The 16,875-nt window shown below is 72.4% G+C and carries 15 protein-coding genes; 12 read left to right on the top strand and 3 right to left on the bottom strand.

Annotated features, from left to right (window positions below; translation table 11 throughout):
- The first annotated feature begins 140 nt into the window (after positions 1–140).
- Together O7617_RS05740 and recG are read left to right on the top strand one after the other, a co-directional pair.
- Positions 141–1,754, top strand: a complete 1,614-nt coding sequence (locus O7617_RS05740; RefSeq protein ID WP_282262013.1) for a DAK2 domain-containing protein — start codon at positions 141–143, stop codon at positions 1,752–1,754.
- Positions 1,751–3,949 carry an ATP-dependent DNA helicase RecG gene (recG, locus tag O7617_RS05735; protein WP_282262012.1) on the top strand — a complete coding sequence of 733 codons (2,199 nt, stop codon included), beginning with the start codon at positions 1,751–1,753 and terminating at the stop codon, positions 3,947–3,949. Before O7617_RS05740 ends, recG begins: the two co-directional genes overlap by 4 nt.
- Positions 3,950–4,297: 348 nt before the next feature.
- On the opposite strand, the gene O7617_RS05730 is transcribed toward recG, so the two are convergent.
- Positions 4,298–5,806 carry a cell wall anchor protein gene (locus O7617_RS05730; protein ID WP_282262011.1) on the bottom strand — a complete coding sequence of 503 codons (1,509 nt, stop codon included), beginning with the start codon at positions 5,804–5,806 and terminating at the stop codon, positions 4,298–4,300.
- A 305-nt stretch (positions 5,807–6,111) separates the two neighbouring features.
- On the opposite strand from O7617_RS05730, the gene rsmD reads away from it, so the two are divergent.
- The 9 genes from rsmD to O7617_RS05685 all read left to right on the top strand — a co-directional run bounded on the left by rsmD (position 6,112) and on the right by O7617_RS05685 (position 14,066).
- Complete coding sequence (gene rsmD, locus O7617_RS05725) at positions 6,112–6,675, top strand: 16S rRNA (guanine(966)-N(2))-methyltransferase RsmD (RefSeq protein ID WP_282262010.1); 564 nt, start codon at positions 6,112–6,114, stop codon at positions 6,673–6,675.
- Positions 6,672–7,154, top strand: coding sequence for a pantetheine-phosphate adenylyltransferase (gene coaD / locus O7617_RS05720; RefSeq protein ID WP_282262009.1), 483 nt, complete (start codon positions 6,672–6,674; stop codon positions 7,152–7,154). Before rsmD ends, coaD begins: the two co-directional genes overlap by 4 nt.
- Before the next feature lie 231 nt (positions 7,155–7,385).
- Positions 7,386–7,883, top strand: a complete 498-nt coding sequence (locus O7617_RS05715; RefSeq protein ID WP_088991070.1) for a hypothetical protein — start codon at positions 7,386–7,388, stop codon at positions 7,881–7,883.
- Between the two features lie 111 nt (positions 7,884–7,994).
- A complete protein-coding gene (locus O7617_RS05710; protein ID WP_282262008.1) occupies positions 7,995–8,558 on the top strand; it encodes a YceD family protein in 564 nt (187 codons plus the stop codon).
- 5 nt (positions 8,559–8,563) lie between these two features.
- Positions 8,564–8,737, top strand: coding sequence for a 50S ribosomal protein L32 (rpmF, locus tag O7617_RS05705; RefSeq protein ID WP_030335284.1), 174 nt, complete (start codon positions 8,564–8,566; stop codon positions 8,735–8,737).
- Between the two features lie 111 nt (positions 8,738–8,848).
- The gene (locus O7617_RS05700; protein WP_282262007.1) at positions 8,849–9,835 is read left to right on the top strand and encodes a phosphate acyltransferase PlsX; all 987 of its coding nucleotides are present in this window, start codon (positions 8,849–8,851) and stop codon (positions 9,833–9,835) included.
- On the top strand, positions 9,832–10,770 hold the full coding sequence (gene rnc, locus O7617_RS05695) for a ribonuclease III (RefSeq protein ID WP_282262006.1): 939 nt from the start codon (positions 9,832–9,834) through the stop codon (positions 10,768–10,770). Before O7617_RS05700 ends, rnc begins: the two co-directional genes overlap by 4 nt.
- Entirely contained in the window at positions 10,763–11,620 is an 858-nt protein-coding gene (gene mutM / locus O7617_RS05690; protein WP_282262005.1) for a bifunctional DNA-formamidopyrimidine glycosylase/DNA-(apurinic or apyrimidinic site) lyase, read from the top strand. Before rnc ends, mutM begins: the two co-directional genes overlap by 8 nt.
- A 223-nt stretch (positions 11,621–11,843) precedes the next feature.
- On the top strand, positions 11,844–14,066 hold the full coding sequence (locus O7617_RS05685) for an MMPL family transporter (RefSeq protein ID WP_282262004.1): 2,223 nt from the start codon (positions 11,844–11,846) through the stop codon (positions 14,064–14,066).
- Positions 14,067–14,117: 51 nt separating this feature from the next.
- Here O7617_RS05685 and O7617_RS05680 read toward each other — a convergent pair whose 3' ends face one another.
- Positions 14,118–14,960: an endo alpha-1,4 polygalactosaminidase gene (locus O7617_RS05680; RefSeq protein WP_282262003.1), complete on the bottom strand. Its 843-nt coding sequence runs from the start codon at positions 14,958–14,960 to the stop codon at positions 14,118–14,120.
- A gap of 116 nt (positions 14,961–15,076) precedes the next feature.
- Positions 15,077–16,246 carry a CAP domain-containing protein gene (locus tag O7617_RS05675; protein WP_282262002.1) on the bottom strand — a complete coding sequence of 390 codons (1,170 nt, stop codon included), beginning with the start codon at positions 16,244–16,246 and terminating at the stop codon, positions 15,077–15,079.
- Between the two features lie 372 nt (positions 16,247–16,618).
- On the opposite strand from O7617_RS05675, the gene O7617_RS05670 reads away from it, so the two are divergent.
- On the top strand, positions 16,619–16,813 hold the full coding sequence (locus O7617_RS05670) for a hypothetical protein (protein ID WP_007456482.1): 195 nt from the start codon (positions 16,619–16,621) through the stop codon (positions 16,811–16,813).
- Positions 16,814–16,875 lie beyond the last annotated feature (62 nt).

Raw genomic sequence — 16,875 nt, 5'->3', positions numbered from 1 at the left:
CGTCCGCCCGCGAGTGGGCCGGCCCGGCGGCAAGGCTACCGGAGGTGTCCGCCCGCGCTGCGGTCACCGCGAGACCGGGACGCGGAGGACACGCCGGACGACTCCGGCGCGTGTCGGTGCGCGCCAGTAGGCTTCTGCCCGTGCTGGACACCCTCGACGCCGCCACGGTCCGCCGCTGGTGCGCGAGTGGGTTGGCCGCGCTCAAGCGCCACCAGGGCGAGATCGACCAGCTCAACGTCTACCCGGTGCCCGACGGTGACACCGGCACCAACCTGGTGCTCACCTTCACCTCGGCGCAGCAGGCGCTCGCGATGGATCTGGACACTCTCCCCGACAGCGGGCCGACCGCACACGGGCACGCGCTGCGGCTTTTGGCGCAGGGCGCGTTGCTCGGCGCGCGGGGCAACTCCGGGGTGATCCTCTCGCAGATCCTGCGGGGGGTCGCCGACGAGGTCGCCGGGGTGCCTGTGGTGCGCGGCCGGGAGTTGGCCGCCGCGCTGCGTTCCGGCACCGCCGCCGCGTACACCGCGGTCGCCCGGCCGGTCGAGGGCACGGTGCTCACCGTGGTCGCGGCGGCCGCCACGGCAGCCGAACAGGCCGACAGCGACGACCTGCCGGCGGTGGCCCGCGTCGCGGCCCGGGCCGCGACCGAGGCGCTCGCCCGGACCCCGGAGCAACTGCCGGCGTTGGCCCGCGCGGGTGTCGTCGACGCCGGTGGCCGAGGGCTCTGCGTGCTGCTCGACGCCCTGGTCGCGGTGCTCACCGGCGAGACCGACGCCCGGCCCGCGCCGCCGCCGCGCTCCGTCCGTCCGGCGGCCACCGCCGCCCGGGAGACCGGCTCCGAGGAGTACGCGTACGAGGTGCAGTTCCTCCTCGACGCAGGCGTTGAGGCGGTCGACGGGTTGCGGCGGACGCTCGACGCCTTGGGGGATTCCCTGGTCGTCGTCGGCGACGGGCGGGAGCCGGAGGCCACCTGGAACGTGCACGTGCACGTCAACGACGTGGGCGCGGCGGTCGAGGCCGGCGTCGCCGCCGGTCGGCCGTACCGGATCTCGGTGACCCGCTTCGCCGACCAGCCGGAGTCGCCCCCGGGGCCGGTGGCGACCGGCCGGGCCGCGGTGGTGGTCGCCACCGGGGGTGGCATCGCCGAGTTGTTCGCCGCGGAGGGCGCCACCGTCGTGCCGGGTAACCCGTCCACCGGTGAGTTGCTGGACGCCGTCCGCAGCACCGGTGCGGCCCGGGTGGTGGTGCTGCCCAACGACGCCGACACGGAGGCCGTGGCCAGCGCGGCGGCGCGCGAGGCCCACCGGCACGGCATCAAGGTGAGCGTGGTGCCGACCCGCTCGCCCGTGCAGGCGCTCGCCGCCCTCGCGGTCCGCGACGGCGACCGCCGCTTCGAGGACGACGTGATCGCGATGGCCGAGGCGGCCGGCGCGTGCCGCTACGCCGAGGTCTGCCACGCCAGCCGGGAGGCGCTGACCGTCGCCGGGCCGTGCCGCCCCGGCGACGTCCTGGCGCTGGTCGAGGGGGAGGTGCACCTGATCGGCACCGACCTCACCGACACCTGCGCCGCAGTCGTCGACCGGATGCTCGGCGGCGGCGGCGAGATGGTCACCCTGTTGGCCGGGCTGGACGCCCCGGCCGGGCTCACCGACGCCGTCCGCGCCCACGTCGCGAGTCGCTGGCCGTTCGTCGAGGTGCACGCGTACCCGGGGGGCCAGCCGTTTTATCCGCTCCTGGTAGGGATCGAATGAGCGAACCAGCCACCGTGGACACTCCGCTGAAGAAGCTGGTCGGGGACAAGACGGCCAAGGCCTTGGCCACGCACCTCGACCTGCACACCGCGGGTGACCTGGTCTACCACTTCCCGCGCCGCTACGACGAGCGCGGCGAGCACACCGACATCCGTTCCCTGGACGTCGGCGAGCAGGTCACCGTGCTGGCCCAGGTGCAGCGCACCGCGGTGCGTCCGATGCGGCAGCGGCGGGGCAACCTGCTGGAGGTGACCGTCGGCGACGGCTCCGGCGGGGTCCTGACGTTGACGTTCTTCGGCAACCAGGCGTGGCGCGAGCGGGAGCTGCGCCCCGGTCGGTGGGGGCTGTTCGCCGGCAAGGTCACCGAGTTCCGGGGTAAACGACAGCTCAACGGCCCGGAGTACGTGCTGCTCGGCGACGGTGGGGACGGCGAGGCGGCGGTCAACGACGAGATCGAGGAGTTCGCCGGCGCGCTGATCCCCGTCTACCCGGCCGCGGCGGCCCTGCCGACCTGGGTGATCGCTCGGTGCGTACGCGTCGTGCTGGACACGTTCACCCCGCCGGACGATCCGCTGCCGGCCGACGTGCGAGCCGGCCGCAAGCTGGTCGGGCTGGGCACCGCGCTGAAGGAGATCCACCGGCCGTCCAGCAAGGAGGCACTGCACCGGGCACGGCGGCGGCTCAAGTGGGACGAGGCGTTCGCCGTCCAGTTGACCCTGGTCCAGCGCAAGCACCGGGCAGCCGACTGGCCGGCCCGACCCCGCCCGGCCCGGCCAGGTGGGCTGCTGGAGGCCTTCGACGCCCGTCTGCCGTACGAGCTGACGGAAGGCCAGCGCGACGTGGGCGTCGAGATCGCCGCGGACCTGGCCGCACCCCACCCGATGCACCGCCTGTTGCAGGGTGAGGTGGGCTCGGGCAAGACCGTCGTGGCGTTGCGGGCGATGCTTCAGGTGGTCGACGCGGGCGGGCAGGCCGCGCTGCTGGCGCCCACCGAGGTGCTGGCCGCCCAGCACCACCGCGGCATGCTCGACCTGCTCGGGCCGCTCGGCAGAGCCGGCGAGCTGGGTTCCGCCGAGCACGCCACCCGGGTCGAGCTGGTCACCGGCTCGCTGGGCGCGGCGGCCCGGCGGCGGGCGCTCGGCGAGGTCGCCAGCGGTGCCGCGGGCATCGTGCTCGGCACCCACGCCCTGCTCTACGAGGGGGTCGACTTCGCCGACCTCGGCCTGGTGGTCGTCGACGAGCAACACCGCTTCGGTGTGGAGCAACGCGACGCCCTGCGGGCCAAGGCCGACCAGCCGCCACACGTACTGGTGATGACGGCCACGCCCATCCCGCGCACGGTGGCGATGACCGTCTACGGCGACCTGGAGGTCTCCACCCTCTCCCAGCTCCCCCGGGGGCGGTCGCCGATCGCCTCGCACGTGGTGCCGGCCGCCGAGAAGCCGGCCTACCTGGACCGGGCCTGGCGTCGGCTACGCGAGGAGGTTAACGCCGGCCACCAGGCGTACGTGGTCTGTCCCCGGATCGGTGACGGTCCCACCTCCGACGAGGAGCCGCCACCCGAGGACGACAACGGTCGACGCCCGCCGCTGGCGGTGACCGAGGTGGCACCGCTGCTGGCCGAGGGGCCGCTGCACGGGCTGCGGATCGGGGTGCTGCACGGTCGCCTGCCGGCCGACGAGAAGGACGCGGTGATGCGGTCCTTCGCCGCCGGTGACCTGGACGTGCTGGTGGCGACCACCGTGATCGAGGTCGGCGTGGACGTGCCGAACGCGACCGTGATGATCGTGTTGGACGCGGACCGTTTCGGTGTCTCCCAACTGCACCAGTTGCGGGGTCGGGTCGGCCGGGGTGCCGCCGCCGGGCTCTGTCTGCTGGTCAGCGAGGCGGCCGAGGGGTCGTCGGCGCGGGAGCGGCTGGACGCGGTGGCGTCCACCAGCGACGGTTTCAAGCTCGCCGAGCTGGATCTGGAACAGCGCCGTGAGGGTGACGTGCTGGGCGCCACCCAGTCCGGGCGCCGGTCGCACCTGCGGCTGCTGTCGCTGCGACGGGACGCCGAGCTGATTCGCGACGCCCGTGCCGAGGCGATCACCCTGATCGAGGACGACCCGGAGCTGACCCGCAACCCGGCGCTGGCCGCCTCGGTGGCCGCGTTGGTGGACGAGGACCGCGCGGAGTACCTGGAGAAGGGCTGAGGTCGCCTGACCTGCCCTCGACCGGCCCGCGCTGGCCCCGCTGCGGCCTGCTCCGGCCCCGCTGCGGCCTGCTCCGGCCCCGCTCCGGCTCGCCCCGGCCTCTTCCGGCGTGGGCCAGGCTCGTGATCCACTCCCGTTTCAGGAAACCGGGGTGTCGAGCCCTGGGGGATGCCCCGACTTCAATGACTCCGAGTCGATCACGCCACCCAGGGTGGCCGGTGGGCCGCGCAGCCGGTGGGCCGCGCAGCGTATGCGAGGTTGCCCAGGGCTTGGTGGGCCACCCCGCGCACGACAGAGGGCGCGCCGACCGGGTGGTCGACGCGCCCTCTGTCGTCAGAGCGGGTTGTCTCAGGCGGTGAAGGTCACCCGACGCCGCCGGGCGATGACGAAGAGCACCGCGCCGGCGATCAGCAGCGCGATCGCACCGGCGGCGATGCCGCCCGCCGCCGCACCGGTGACCGGGAGGCCCGGCTCCTCGCCACCGGCGCCACCGCCGCCGCAGTTGCCCTCCGGCGTGTAGATGGCTTCCATCTCCAGGTCGAGGTCGGGCAGCGCGACGAGCGCCGACTCGGTCTTGCCGGCCGTGAAGGTCACGGTCTCCGACTCGCCGGAGGCGACCGTACGGGTCTCGTTCTTGTCGCCGTAGGTGAACGTCGCCTTGACCGGGAGGCCACCCTCGGGGTTGGTCACGGTGAGGGCGAAGTCCTTGCAGTCGGCCTTGGTGGTGACGACCGGCAGCGGGCAGTCCTCGGGGCGCTGCCACGAGTACGTGCCGTTCTCGACGACCTTGCCGTCGACCAGCACCTCGATCTTGCCGGCGTCGGCGGCGGGAACCACGACGCTGGTGTCGGCCTTGCCGGCCGGGACGGAGACCTTCTTGGTGAAGCCGTTCTCGCCCTTGACCTCGAACTCGACCGCGTACTTGCTGATCTTGCCGTCGTTGCTCAGCGACACGGCGACGGAACCGTCGCAGTTGGACGCGAAGGTCGAGGCCGGGGTGGTGCAGCTCTTGCTGCCGCCGTTGTACCAGCCCTGCGGGCCCTTCGAGCGGTTACCCGGGGCGCCCGCCGAACCGAGCTTCTTGTCGCCGTAGCGCTTGCCACCGTCGACCAGCTCGTCGATGACCTCGTCCTTGCCGCCCCAGATCAGGTCGACCTGGGTGTGGCAGTCCGGGATCTCCACGTTCAGCTCGATCTCGGTCTGGGTGCCACCGATCCAGTTGCTGTCCGGCGTGCCGTAGACGTACTGCGGGGTGGCGAACTGCGGCCGGGGTGCGAAGTACGACACCAGCGTGAACCACTGCTTGCCCTCGCCGCAGAGCGGCAGGTCACCGTCGAGCTTGACGGTGGCGGTGCCCTTCGGACCGTCGAAGGTGTGGCTGTACGTGGCCTTGTCGACGTCGACGCACTTCGGTGCCGGCGCGCAGGAGCTGTCGGCGGCCAGGTTGATGCTGCCGTCGTTGGTGGCTTCCTGCCCGTTCTTCTTCCACTTGCCGAAGATGGTGAGCTTGGCGGTGGCGGTGTCGCCCGGCACCCGCTGGACGGCCAGGACGCTGGCGCCCTTGCGGATGACGGTGCCCTGCAGCGGGACCGCCTCGGAGCCCTCGACGGGCACGGTGACCTCGGTCGCCGGCTCCGCGGTCACCGTCTTGAGGGTGACCGCCTTGTCGCGCTCGCTGTTCTCGACCTTCCAGGTGATCACGCGCTCGCCGGTGAGCCGGTCACAGTCGGCTACGGCGGTGATCGTGGTGTGGTGCGCGCTGGCCGGGCCGGCCACCGCGACTGCCCCGGTGAGGCCGATGAGGGCGGCTCCCAGGATGGCCAGCGGTCGCTGTAGCGACAGCTTGGGACGGATCACGGGTACTCCTGGAGTGCTGAAGCGTCAGGGGTGTGGCACGGGAGTGACAGTGGACGGTCGCTGCACGTCCGATCGGAGAGGCGCCCTCCCGTACCGCGGGCCGGTGGGTTGCCGCCGGCACCCGGCAGACCCTAGCGAGATCGCCGGTCGTGAGACAGCGCTCAGGATTTGCTAAGACGGATGTTATGAAGTTGAGATCATTGATATACGAGAAGTGATCACGTGATCTTCGTGGTGGTACCGACCGTGTCGGGCGATAGGTCCGACGGGTCGCGTAGCGTCGCGGGTATGAGCAGGAGGAGACCGTGACCCGGATCGTGGCCGGCGCACTCGGTGGTCGGCGGATCGCCGCGCCTTCCGGCGCCGGCACCAGACCCACGTCCGACCGGGTCCGGGAGGCGTTGTTCAGCGCCGTCGAGGCCGAGGTCGACCTCGACGGCGCCCGCTTCGCCGACCTGTACGCCGGTTCCGGCGCGGTCGGGCTGGAGGCGCTCTCCCGGGGTGCCCGGCACGTGCTGCTTGTCGAGTCCGACCCACGGGCGGCCCAGGTGATCCGGGAGAACGTCGCGACCCTGGGCGTCGGCCCGGCTGCCCGCCTGGTCGCCGGCAAGGTGGCGACGGCGCTGGCCGCCGGCCCGGACGGCGGGCCGTACGACGTGGTCTTCGCCGATCCGCCCTACGCGGTCCCGGACGAGGAGATCACCGCCCTGTTGGCCGCTCTGGTCGACGGCGGGTGGCTGGCGCCCGACGCGCTCGTGGTGGTGGAGCGGTCCAGTCGGACCAGGCAGTTCGACTGGGTGGACGGCATCACCTCCGACCGCAGTCGCCGTTACGGCGAGACCACACTTTGGTACGGTCGCCGATCATGAGACGTGCGGTGTGCCCCGGTTCGTTCGATCCGGTCACCAACGGACACCTCGACATCGTCGGGCGGGCCAGTCGGCTCTTCGACGAGGTGATCGTCGGTGTGCTGGTGAACCAGTCGAAGAGTGGCCTGTTCACCGTCGAGGAGCGGATCGACATGCTCCGCGAGGTGACCTCGTCGTACGGGAACGTGCGGGTCGAGTCGTTCCGGGGGCTGCTGGTGGACTTCTGCCGGGCCCAGCAGGCGAGTGTGCTGATCAAGGGTCTGCGGGCGGTCAGCGACTTCGACTACGAGTTGCAGATGGCCCAGATGAACATCGGGCTGGCGGGCGTCGAGACGTTGTTCATGCCGACCAACCCGCTCTACTCGTTCCTCTCGTCGAGCCTCGTCAAGGACGTGGCCAAGTGGGGCGGCGACATCTCCGCGCACGTCCCCGACCCGGTCCGTAAAGCCCTCCAGGCCCGGCTCGGCCCCCGGAGCTGATCCGCTCGCTCCCTGGCGGCGGTCGCAGCGCCCGGGTCGCCCTCCCGCCCCTTTTGCGCGAATTCGAGGCAAGAGTACGGGCACGGTGGGCGCCGGGTGACGATGTCGCGACGCGCCGGGTTGGGGTGGATGGGGCGCGGGTGGGGCGGGCACGCCATGATTGGTGGCGCGGGGAACGGCCGTAGCCCGCATCATGGAGGTCGGCCGAAGAACGACAGGAGTGAGGTACCGGTGGACCCGCTCGATCGCATCGACGAACTGATCGCCATGGTGGAGCAGGCCCGCTCCGTCCCGATGTCGCGCAACAACTGCATGGTCGACCGGGGCGAGACGATCGCGGCCCTCGACGAGATACGTGCCGACCTCCCTGCCGACCTGCGTCGTGCCGCCGCGCTCCTGGAGGAGCGGGACAAGATCATGGAGGCCGGCAAGCGCGAGGCGGACCGGATCATCAGCGAGGGTGAGGCAGAACACGCCCGCCTGGTCTCGGTGAACGAGATCACCGTGTCGGCCGAGCACGAGGGTGCCCGGATCATCGCCGAGGCCCGGGCCGAGGCGCAGCGGCTGCGTGAGGAGGTCGACGACTACGTCGACACCGCGCTGGCCAACTTCGAGCAGTTCCTCACCCGGGCGCTGGCCTCGATAGAGCGCGGCCGGGACAAGATGCACGCCCTGCGGGAGATCGGCACGTTCGCTGGGGACGAGGCGGAACGCCCGCTACCCTTCTGAGCGGCACCTCACCAGCCGACATTCTCGCCGCAGGCGTCGCCCCCGGTTCGACGGTCCGGCGGTCGTCCAGGTAACCTTTTTTGTCGGCCTCTCACCGGCCGGAGTCTAACTATGCCCAAGCACTCGCCATCGACACTCAACCCCAGGTCGCCGCTGGTCCTCGACACGAGGGACCTGCCGCGCCGCCCTGGCGCGTTGCGTGAGGTCAAGCGGGTCGTGCCGGCACCGGCGGACCTCGGTGTGGAGATGATCGGCGTGCCGGAGGGTGCGGATCTCGACCTCGATCTGAGGTTGCAGTCGGTGTCCGAGGGCGTGCTCGTCTCCGGGACCATCACCGGTCCCGTCAAGGGCGAGTGCGGCCGTTGCCTGCGCGAGATCAACGACTCGATGGGCGTGACGATCCAGGAGCTGTACGCGTACGAGGACAGCACCACGGACGCCACGACCGACGAGGACGAGGTGGGCCGGATGCAGGGCGATCTGATCGACCTGGAGCCGGCGCTGCGGGACGCGTTGGTGCTCACGCTGCCGACCAACCCGCTCTGCCGGGAGGACTGCCCAGGACTGTGCCCCGAATGCGGGGCGCACTGGGACGATCTGCCGGCCGACCACAGTCACCAGCAGATCGACCCGCGTTGGGCGGGCCTGTCGCAACTGACCGTTACAGAGGAGTAAGAACCGTGGCCGTCCCGAAGCGCAAGATGTCGCGCAGCAACACCCGGTCCCGCCGGGCGAACTGGAAGGCGACCGTGGTCGCGACCGTTGCGTGCCCGCAGTGCAAGTCCCCGAAGCTGCCGCACGCCGCCTGCTCCGTCTGCGGCACCTACAACGGCCGCCAGGTTCTCGAGGTCTGACCTGGACGCCCAGTGACGCCCCCGACCTCAGGTCGGGCGGCGCGCGCATCCTGGCATTCGCCCGGTGCCCCGGCTCCCTCCGACGCCCGGCCGACTCCGGCCGGCGTTCCCGTGGAGCCGGGCACCGCGCGGATCGCCGTTGACCTCCTCGGCGGGGACGACGCTCCCGCCGTCGTGGTTGACGGCGCTCTGCGGGCCATGCGCGCCGACCCTGATCTGCACCTGCTCCTCGTCGGCCCGGCCGAGGTCGCCGACGAGTTGATCGCTGAGCTCGATCCGGCGCAGCGCGTCCGGGTCGCGGTGCGGCCCGTCCGCGACGTGGTCGGCATGGCCGACCACCCCAGCGCCGCCCGCGCGGAGAGCACCGTCCGCGCCGCGGTCACCGCCGTCCGCGACGGCACCGCCGACGCTCTGGTGTCCGCCGGTGCCACCGGTGCCACCGTCACCGCTGCCGTTCTCGGCCTCGGCCGCTGGCCGGAGATCCGCCAACCCGCCCTGGTCGCCACCCTGCCCGCCGTGGCCGGGCCGGTCGTCCTGCTCGATGTCGGTGGCTCCCTGGAGCCCCGCCCGGCCACCCTCGCCCGGCACGCCGTCCTCGGCGCCGCCTACGCCGCGGTGGCCCACTCGATCTCCGCGCCCCGGGTCGGGCTGCTGTCGGTCGGCACCGAGGCCGGCAAGGGGGACCGGGTCCGTCGGGCCACCGACCCGTTGCTCACCGTCGAGCCGCTCCCCGCCGGGGCGCGCTACGTCGGCCTGGTCGAGGGGTACGACGTGACCCTCGGCGCGCGCGCCGACGTGGTCGTCACCGACGGCTTCACCGGTAACGTGCTGCTCAAGGCCATCGAGGGCGCGTACGCCATGGCCGGCGGTCCTCCCGCCGAAGGTGGCGCTCCCCGCGCCGCCGCCCTCCTGGGCGTGGCGGGGACGGTGGTCGTCTGCCACGGTTCCGCCCGCGCCGGCGACGTCGCCTCCGGCATCGCCCTCGCCGCTCACCTGTGGCGTCGGCGCGCCACCGATCTGGTCTCCGCGTTGCTCGACGGCGACGCCGTGACGGACCGCACCAACCGTTCCACCGACACCGAGGTACGCACATCATGAGCAACGACAAGAGGCGGCGGGTGTCCGTCAGTCACCTGGAAGCGGCTTTCGGCGTGAGCCTCGAACCCGAGCTGCTCCAGCGCGCGCTGACCCACCGCTCGTACGCGTACGAGAACGGTGGGCTGCCCACCAACGAGCGCCTGGAGTTCCTCGGCGACTCGGTGCTCGGCGTGGTGATCACCACGGCGCTGTTCCACAACCACCCGGACCTGCCCGAGGGGCAGTTGGCCAAGCTGCGGGCCAGCGTGGTCAACATGCGGGCGTTGGCGGACGTGGCCCGTGGTCTGGGTCCGGACGGGCTCGGCGCGTACCTGCTGCTCGGCAAGGGCGAGGAGACCACCGGCGGCCGGGACAAGGCGAGCATCCTCGCCGACACGCTGGAGGCGCTGCTCGGCGCGATCTACCTCCAGTACGGGTTGGACACGACGGGCATCGTCATCCACCGGCTGTTCGACCCGTTGATGGCCGAGTCGGCCGGTCGGGGGGCCGCGCTGGACTGGAAGACCAGCCTGCAGGAGCTGACGGCGGCGCTCGGGCTGGGTGTTCCGGAGTACCGGATCGAGGGCACCGGCCCTGATCATCTGAAGACCTTCACCGCCTGGGTGGTGGTGGCCGGCAACCGGTACGGCGGTGCCGAGGGGCGCAGCAAGAAGGAGGCCGAGCAGCGCGCCGCCGAGGCCGCCTGGCGGACGCTCGCCGAGCAGAACGGCCAGAACGGCGACGAGGGCCAGACCAATGGTGCCGCCCCGACCAGCCAGGGCGGGCAGGCCAACGGCGCCGCGCAGACCAACGGTGCCGGGCGGACCGGCGACGAGTCGGTCGGTCCGCTGGAACGCGCCGAGCGGGCAGCTCAGGCCGAGCAGGCCGACCACCTGGCGCAGGCCCTGCCGGCCGGGGGCGCCGACGGCCACGAGACCGGGTCGCGGCGTGCCTGAGCTGCCCGAGGTCGAGACCGTCCGGCAGGGGCTGGCCGAGTGGGTCGTCGGCCGCCGGATCGTCTCGGTCGAGGTCCGTCACCCGCGTGCGGTCCGCCGGCACGTTCCCGGTGACGTGCACTTCGCCGACGTGCTCGCCGGTCGGACGGTGCTCGACGCCCGCCGTCGCGGCAAGTACCTGTGGCTGCCACTGGACAGCGGCGACGCGATAGTCGGTCACCTCGGCATGTCCGGTCAGATGCTGCTCCAACCGTCCGGCACCGTCGACGAGACCCATCTGCGGGTCCGGTTCCGGTTCGCCGACGACGGGCCGGAGCTGCGTTTCGTCGACCAACGCACGTTCGGTGGGCTCTCGGTGAGCGAAGGCGGAGCCGAGCTGCCCGACGAGATCGCACACATCGCCCGTGATCCGATCGACCCGGCGTTCTCCGACGCGGGGTTCGTCGCCGCGCTGCGTCGCCGGCACACCGAGGTGAAACGGGCCCTGCTCGACCAGACCCTGATCTCCGGGGTGGGCAACATCTACGCCGACGAGGCGCTCTGGCGGGCTCGACTGCACGGCGGGCGACCCACCGACGCGCTGACCGGCCCGGCCGCGCAGCGCCTGCTCGGCCATGTCCGCGACGTGCTCGGCGAGGCGATCCGTGAGGGCGGCACCAGCTTCGACGCCCTCTACGTCAACGTCAACGGAGAGAGCGGTTACTTCGACCGGGCGCTCAACGCGTACGGCCGTGAGGGTGAGCCGTGCCGCCGGTGCGGTACGCCGATCCGCCGCGAGGCGTTCATGAACCGGTCCTCGTACAGCTGCCCGCGCTGCCAACCGCGGCCCCGGGGTTCCCTTCGGGGATGACCCGGAGTCGACTCCGGGGCGGCATCGGCGGGTCGCGGCGGACCGCTCCGGGCCGTACCCCGGCGTACGTCCGATTCGTGGGTTGATGCCCGCCGGGCCGACCCCCGTCGGCCCACCCGGGGTTTCCGGGGTGGGCCGGGGCCGATCCCCGATGTGACTGCCTCGTCACGCCCCTAACGTCAGCACCGTTGACCGGGGGGCTGACGTGACAGGGGGAGCCGAGATGCGGAGAAGACCGGTGACGGTGCGGTTGGCGCGGTGGAGCGCCGAGCACCCGTGGCGGGCGATCGCGCTGTGGGCGGTGTTCGTGGCGGTGTGCTTCGTCGGCGGCAACGCCGCTGGTCTCAACGAGGCCACCAGCGGTGACCAGGCCATCGGTGAGGCGGGGCGGGCGGGCCTGATCGTGGACGCCGCCGACTTCGACGACCCGGCCGTGGACAACGTCCTGATCACCTCTCGCGGCGGTGCGCTGGACCGGGCGGCGGCCACGGCAGCCGCCGACGACGCGGCGGCCCGGCTGCGCACGGTCGTCGGGGTGGCCGCGGTGGGGCAGCCGGTCACCGCCCGCGACGGTTCGGCGCTGCTGGTGCCGGTCACCATGTCCGGTGACCCGGAGACGGCGTCGGAGCGGGTGCAGCCGTTGCGCGACGCCACCGCCAGCGTGCAGGCGGCGCATCCGCAGGTACGCGTGGAACAGGTCGGCGGGCCATCGATCGGTCAGGCCCTCGACGACACGCTGGGCAAGGACTTCGAGCGTGCCGAACTGCTCAGCCTGCCGGTCACCCTGGCGATCCTGATCATCGCGTTCGGGGCGTTGATCGCGGCCAGTGTGCCGGTGCTGCTGGCGCTCTCGTCGGTCGCCGCCGCGATGGGTCTGTCCACCCTCGCCTCGCACCTGGTGCCCGCGACCGACACCACGGCACCGGTGATCCTGCTGATCGGTATGGCGGTCGGGGTCGACTACTCGCTGTTCTACATCCGTCGGGAGCGGGAGGAACGCGCCAAGGGCCGTTCCGGCCTCGACGCCGTGGAGATCGCGGCGGAGACGTCCGGTCACGCCGTGGTGGTGTCCGGCCTCGCGGTGATGATCTCGATGGCCGGGCTGCTGCTCGCCGGTGACGTGGTGTTCTCGTCCCTCGCGGTCGGCTCGATCCTGGTGGTCGCCGTCGCGGTGACCGGTTCGTTGACGGTGCTGCCCGCCCTGCTGGCCAGGCTGGGCCGCTGGGTCGACCGGCCCCGGGTGCCGCTGCTCTGGCGGCTGACCGCGCCGCGCACCGGCCGACACGGCCAGCCCCGCGCGCCCCGGCTCTTTCCCGCGGTGCTCCGGCCCGCGCTGCGTGCGCCGGTGGCGACGCTCGTCATCTCGGTCGGACTGCTGCTCGCGCTGGCCGCGCCGGCGCTCGGTATGAAGCTGAAGTTCCCCGGTATGGAGGACCTGCCGCGCACCACACCGGCCATGCAGGCGTACGACCGGCTCACCGCCGCGTTCCCGAGCACCGGCACCAACCACGTGGTGGCCGTGCGGGCACCGGCCGAGCAGGCCGACCGGGTACGCGCCGCCCTCACCGACCTGTCCGGCCGCGCGGCCGGCGATCCGCTGTTCGCCCCGGTCGAGGCGGACGGCCCGAAGATCGAGGTGTCGGCCGACCGGCAGGTGTCGGTGCTGGACGTCGCCACCCCGTACGCCAGCCGGGACGACCGGTCGGTGCAGTCGCTGGAGAAGCTGCGCGAGGATCTGGTCCCGGCCGGGTTGCGGGGCATCCCCGGCGTCGAGTACGCGGTCGGTGGCAGCGTCGCCGACAGCGAGGACTACGCGGCCCACGTCCGGGACAAATTGCCGCTGGTGATGGGCTTCGTGCTGGTGCTGACCTTCCTGGTCATGGTCTTCACCTTCCGGTCGGTGGTGGTCGCGGCGAGTTCGATCGCGCTGAACCTGCTCTCCGCCGGTGCCGCGTACGGGCTGCTGGTGCTGGTCTTCCAGGGTGAGTGGGCCGAGGGACTGCTCGGCTTCACGTCGATGGGTGCCATCGTGTCCTGGTTGCCGCTGTTCCTCTTCGTGGTCCTCTTCGGCCTCTCGATGGACTACCACGTCTTCGTGGTCAGCCGGATCCGCGAGGCGATCCGGTCCGGCATGCCCAACCGCGACGCGGTGTCGTACGGGATCACCTCGTCGGCCGGGGTCGTGACCAGCGCGGCGGTCGTGATGGTCGGGGTCTTCTCGATCTTCGCCACGCTGAGCACGATCGACATGAAGCAGCTCGGCATCGGCCTCGCGGCGGCGATCCTGCTGGACGCCACGATCATCCGGGGAGTGGTGTTGCCGGCACTGATGACCATGCTGGGCGACGCCAACTGGTGGGCCCCGCGCTTCCTGCGCCCGCGTCCGCAGGAGGCCGCGCCCAGCGACCCGCCGGCCCCCACCCCGCAGTTGGTGCCGGTGCCCTGACGTCGAGCGTGCTGGGCCGGGTCGCGACCGCGGCCCGGCCCGGCAGCAGGCTCAGGGCAGCGGGCAGGCCTCCCGGGAGGCGTCCAACGCGCGGTCCTTCCGGATCGAGGCGAAGCCGTAGCCGACCGTGGTCACACAGAAGTCGTCGGTCGTGCCGGTGTACTCCACGTGGAAGACCGGCTTGCCGGCGTCGGCGAACGGCAGCAGCTTGGCGCACTGGGCCAGCCGCACGCACTCCTCGTTGACCACGAAGTCGAAGTCGGGGGCCAGCGCGGCGAGCTGCGGCACGTCGTTGACCAGCCCGGGGGAGAGGCTCAACGAGCGGGCCAGCTCGGCCAGCCTCCGGTTGAACAGCAGTTGGTCGTCGAAGTCGAGTGGGAAGCCGGTGCGGAACGCGTACCCGTCGGTGTCGGCGAGCGCGACCGCGCCGAAGCCCTTGCCCCGGCAGAGCCGGAACCGGTCGGCCAGCACCGGTTTCAGCGCGTCCCAGCTCCGGACGTCCAACCAGCGGCTGTCCGGCCGGGGCCCGGCCGCACCCTGGACGACGTCCGGGAACCGGCTGGCGTCCGGGTCGGCGGAGCGGACCGACCCGACGTGCACCTGGCAGATCAACCGGCGATCCCGGGAGTGCAACTCGGCGGTCTGCGCGGCGGTGGTGGCCACCGGGTCGAGCAGGAAGACGTCCGCGTCCACCGTCGGGTCGAGGGGACCGGTGAGCTGCCACTGCCACTGCCAGTGGCGGGACTGCCCGGCCGGCCACGCGGTGGGCGCGCCGGGCGGGGTGAGCGCCGGGCGGCAGCCGTACGCCGGCACGACCATGAGCAACGCGATGCCCGCCGACGCGACGCGGTGCAGCGGGCGTACGGCGGGGCGTCGCCGTGGCCGGATCCGCATCGGCAGCTCCCGGGGTCGGGGCGGCCCGTCGCCGCCCGCACCGGTACGCCGACCCCGCGCTCGGCCCGACGTACCTCATCGGGTCAAACGAGCGCGGGGGCGCGGACGACGCGCGGTCAGCGCGGCGCTGCGAAGACCTGCGTCCAGTACGGCCCGTTGCTGCTGGCGATGCCGACGCCGATCTCGGTGAACGCGCAGTTCAGGATGTTGGCCTTGTGGCCGGAGCTGTTCATCCAGGCGTCCATCACGGAGGTCGGTGTCTTCTGGTTCCAGGCCACGTTCTCGCCGTAGGTGCGCCAGGCGTAGCCGACCCGGTCCAGCCGGACCCCGGCGTTGCTGCCGTCGCTGCCCGTGTGCGACATGTTCTGGTGGTCGGCCTGGTCCTGGCTGTGCTTCTGCGCGGCGGTCATCAGCTTGTCGTCGATGGTCAGCGCCTTGCAGCCGGCCTTGGCCCGCTCGGCGTTGACCAGGTCCACCACCTCGCGGGCCTGCGAGCTGACGGTGCCGCTGGAGCCGCCGGACCCCGAACCGCTGGTCGTGCTCGGCGCGGTGCTGCGCGCGCGGCGCGACGCGGCGGTGGTCCGGGACGCCGCGGGGGTCGGCTTGACGACCTTGCTCGGCGTGGGGCTCGGCTGCGCCGAGCTGGGCGCGGCCGACGGGGAGGGGGCGGCCAGCGTGTCGATCGCCGGTGGTTCGGTCGGTGCCTGCGTCGCGGCGAAGGTGTCGTCGACAGCCGTCGGCTGATCGGCCCCGTCGCCACCACCGGGCATCGCGAGCGCGCCGACGCCGAAGGTCACCACGAGGGTGGCCGCCGCGGCGGCACCGCCGATCATCATCGGCTTGCGCCAGCGGCGCGGGGAGCGGTGCCGTCCCTCACCGGAGCGACCGGTCGCCCCGGCCTCGGTGCGCCACCCGCCGGTCGTGTCGGGGTCGGTGTCGGTGCGCCACCCGCCGGTGGTCGCGGTGTCACTGTCGGCGTGCCACCCGCCGGTGGTGTCCTCGGCCGGGTGGTTGCTGTCCCAGGTGCCGCTCTCGCGGCCCGGGCGGTGGGCCGGCCAGGCGGCGGTGGGGGCGTCGACCGGGTCGGCGGGCGTCGGGCGGCCCGAGTGCCAGCCGTCGGCCTGCTGCGGCGACCGTCGGTCGTCGCCGGGTTGGTCGGCGTCGTCACCGAACAGGTAGGCCGAGCGGGGCTCCGGGCGGTCGTGCAGCCAGGCCGGCTCGTCGGTCGGCCGCTCGGCGCGCCGGGGGGCGCCGTTCGGGTCCATCGGGTCGGTCCAGCCGTACACGCCTATGCCTCCAGAGGTCGGTTGCGGGCCGGGGTGACGCTACGGCGCGCCCGCGACCTGCGGCAACGTGGCTAAGGAAGAGTTAAGGGGAAGTCGGACGACAGGGGGCGGACTTCCGGGAATCCGGGCGTACAGTAAAGGTGTCCGGACAGAGCGTGTCCGTGCCGTGAAGGCAGCCCCCCGACAAGTGGACAGGTCGACGTGGAGATGATCTACGGCCTGCGAGAACTTGACGAAGGAGGGGTTTGCGGCTCAATATATAGGTGTCGCCAGTCGCGCCCGGTCATGCCCAGATACAGCCTGGAATGACAGCCGCGTACAAATGGGCGCGCGTTGGCCGGCCTTTCCGGCAGCGCATATCAAGGAGTCAGCATGGCGAAGGCCCTCTACGGCCACGTAGGTGCAGCGCCCGACCGGCGTCTGCTCGACGAGGTCACCCGGCTGCGTGCCAGGGTGCAGGCACTGGAGTTCGAGATCACGCGTCTGCGTGCCGACAACGATCGGCTCGCGGCGGCTGCGGCGGAGGCGGATGATCTGCTCCGTCTGGCCGAGCCGGCGCTGACCTGATCTCCGCGTCGACAAAACTGAATCGCACCATCGCAGAAAAGCGCGCCGACACGTCCTGTGCC

Origin of the sequence: Micromonospora sp. WMMD1155, assembly GCF_029581275.1 — a bacterium.
Taxonomy (GTDB): Bacteria; Actinomycetota; Actinomycetes; order Mycobacteriales; family Micromonosporaceae; genus Micromonospora.
The sequence above is the reverse complement of the archived record's forward strand: the minus strand, read 5'-3'. Positions and strand labels throughout refer to the sequence as shown.

Bases quoted from the DNA above. Each gene is read 5' to 3' on its own strand.
- coaD (WP_282262009.1), top strand. From the start codon at position 6,672: ATGAGACGTGCGGTGTGCCCCGGTTCGTTCGATCCGGTCACCAACGGA.
- recG (WP_282262012.1), top strand. From the start codon at position 1,751: ATGAGCGAACCAGCCACCGTGGACACTCCGCTGAAGAAGCTGGTCGGG.
- O7617_RS05670 (WP_007456482.1), top strand. From the start codon at position 16,619: ATGGCGAAGGCCCTCTACGGCCACGTAGGTGCAGCGCCCGACCGGCGT.
- O7617_RS05680 (WP_282262003.1), bottom strand. From the start codon at position 14,960: ATGCGGATCCGGCCACGGCGACGCCCCGCCGTACGCCCGCTGCACCGC.
- O7617_RS05685 (WP_282262004.1), top strand. From the start codon at position 11,844: ATGCGGAGAAGACCGGTGACGGTGCGGTTGGCGCGGTGGAGCGCCGAG.
- rnc (WP_282262006.1), top strand. From the start codon at position 9,832: ATGAGCAACGACAAGAGGCGGCGGGTGTCCGTCAGTCACCTGGAAGCG.
- O7617_RS05710 (WP_282262008.1), top strand. From the start codon at position 7,995: ATGCCCAAGCACTCGCCATCGACACTCAACCCCAGGTCGCCGCTGGTC.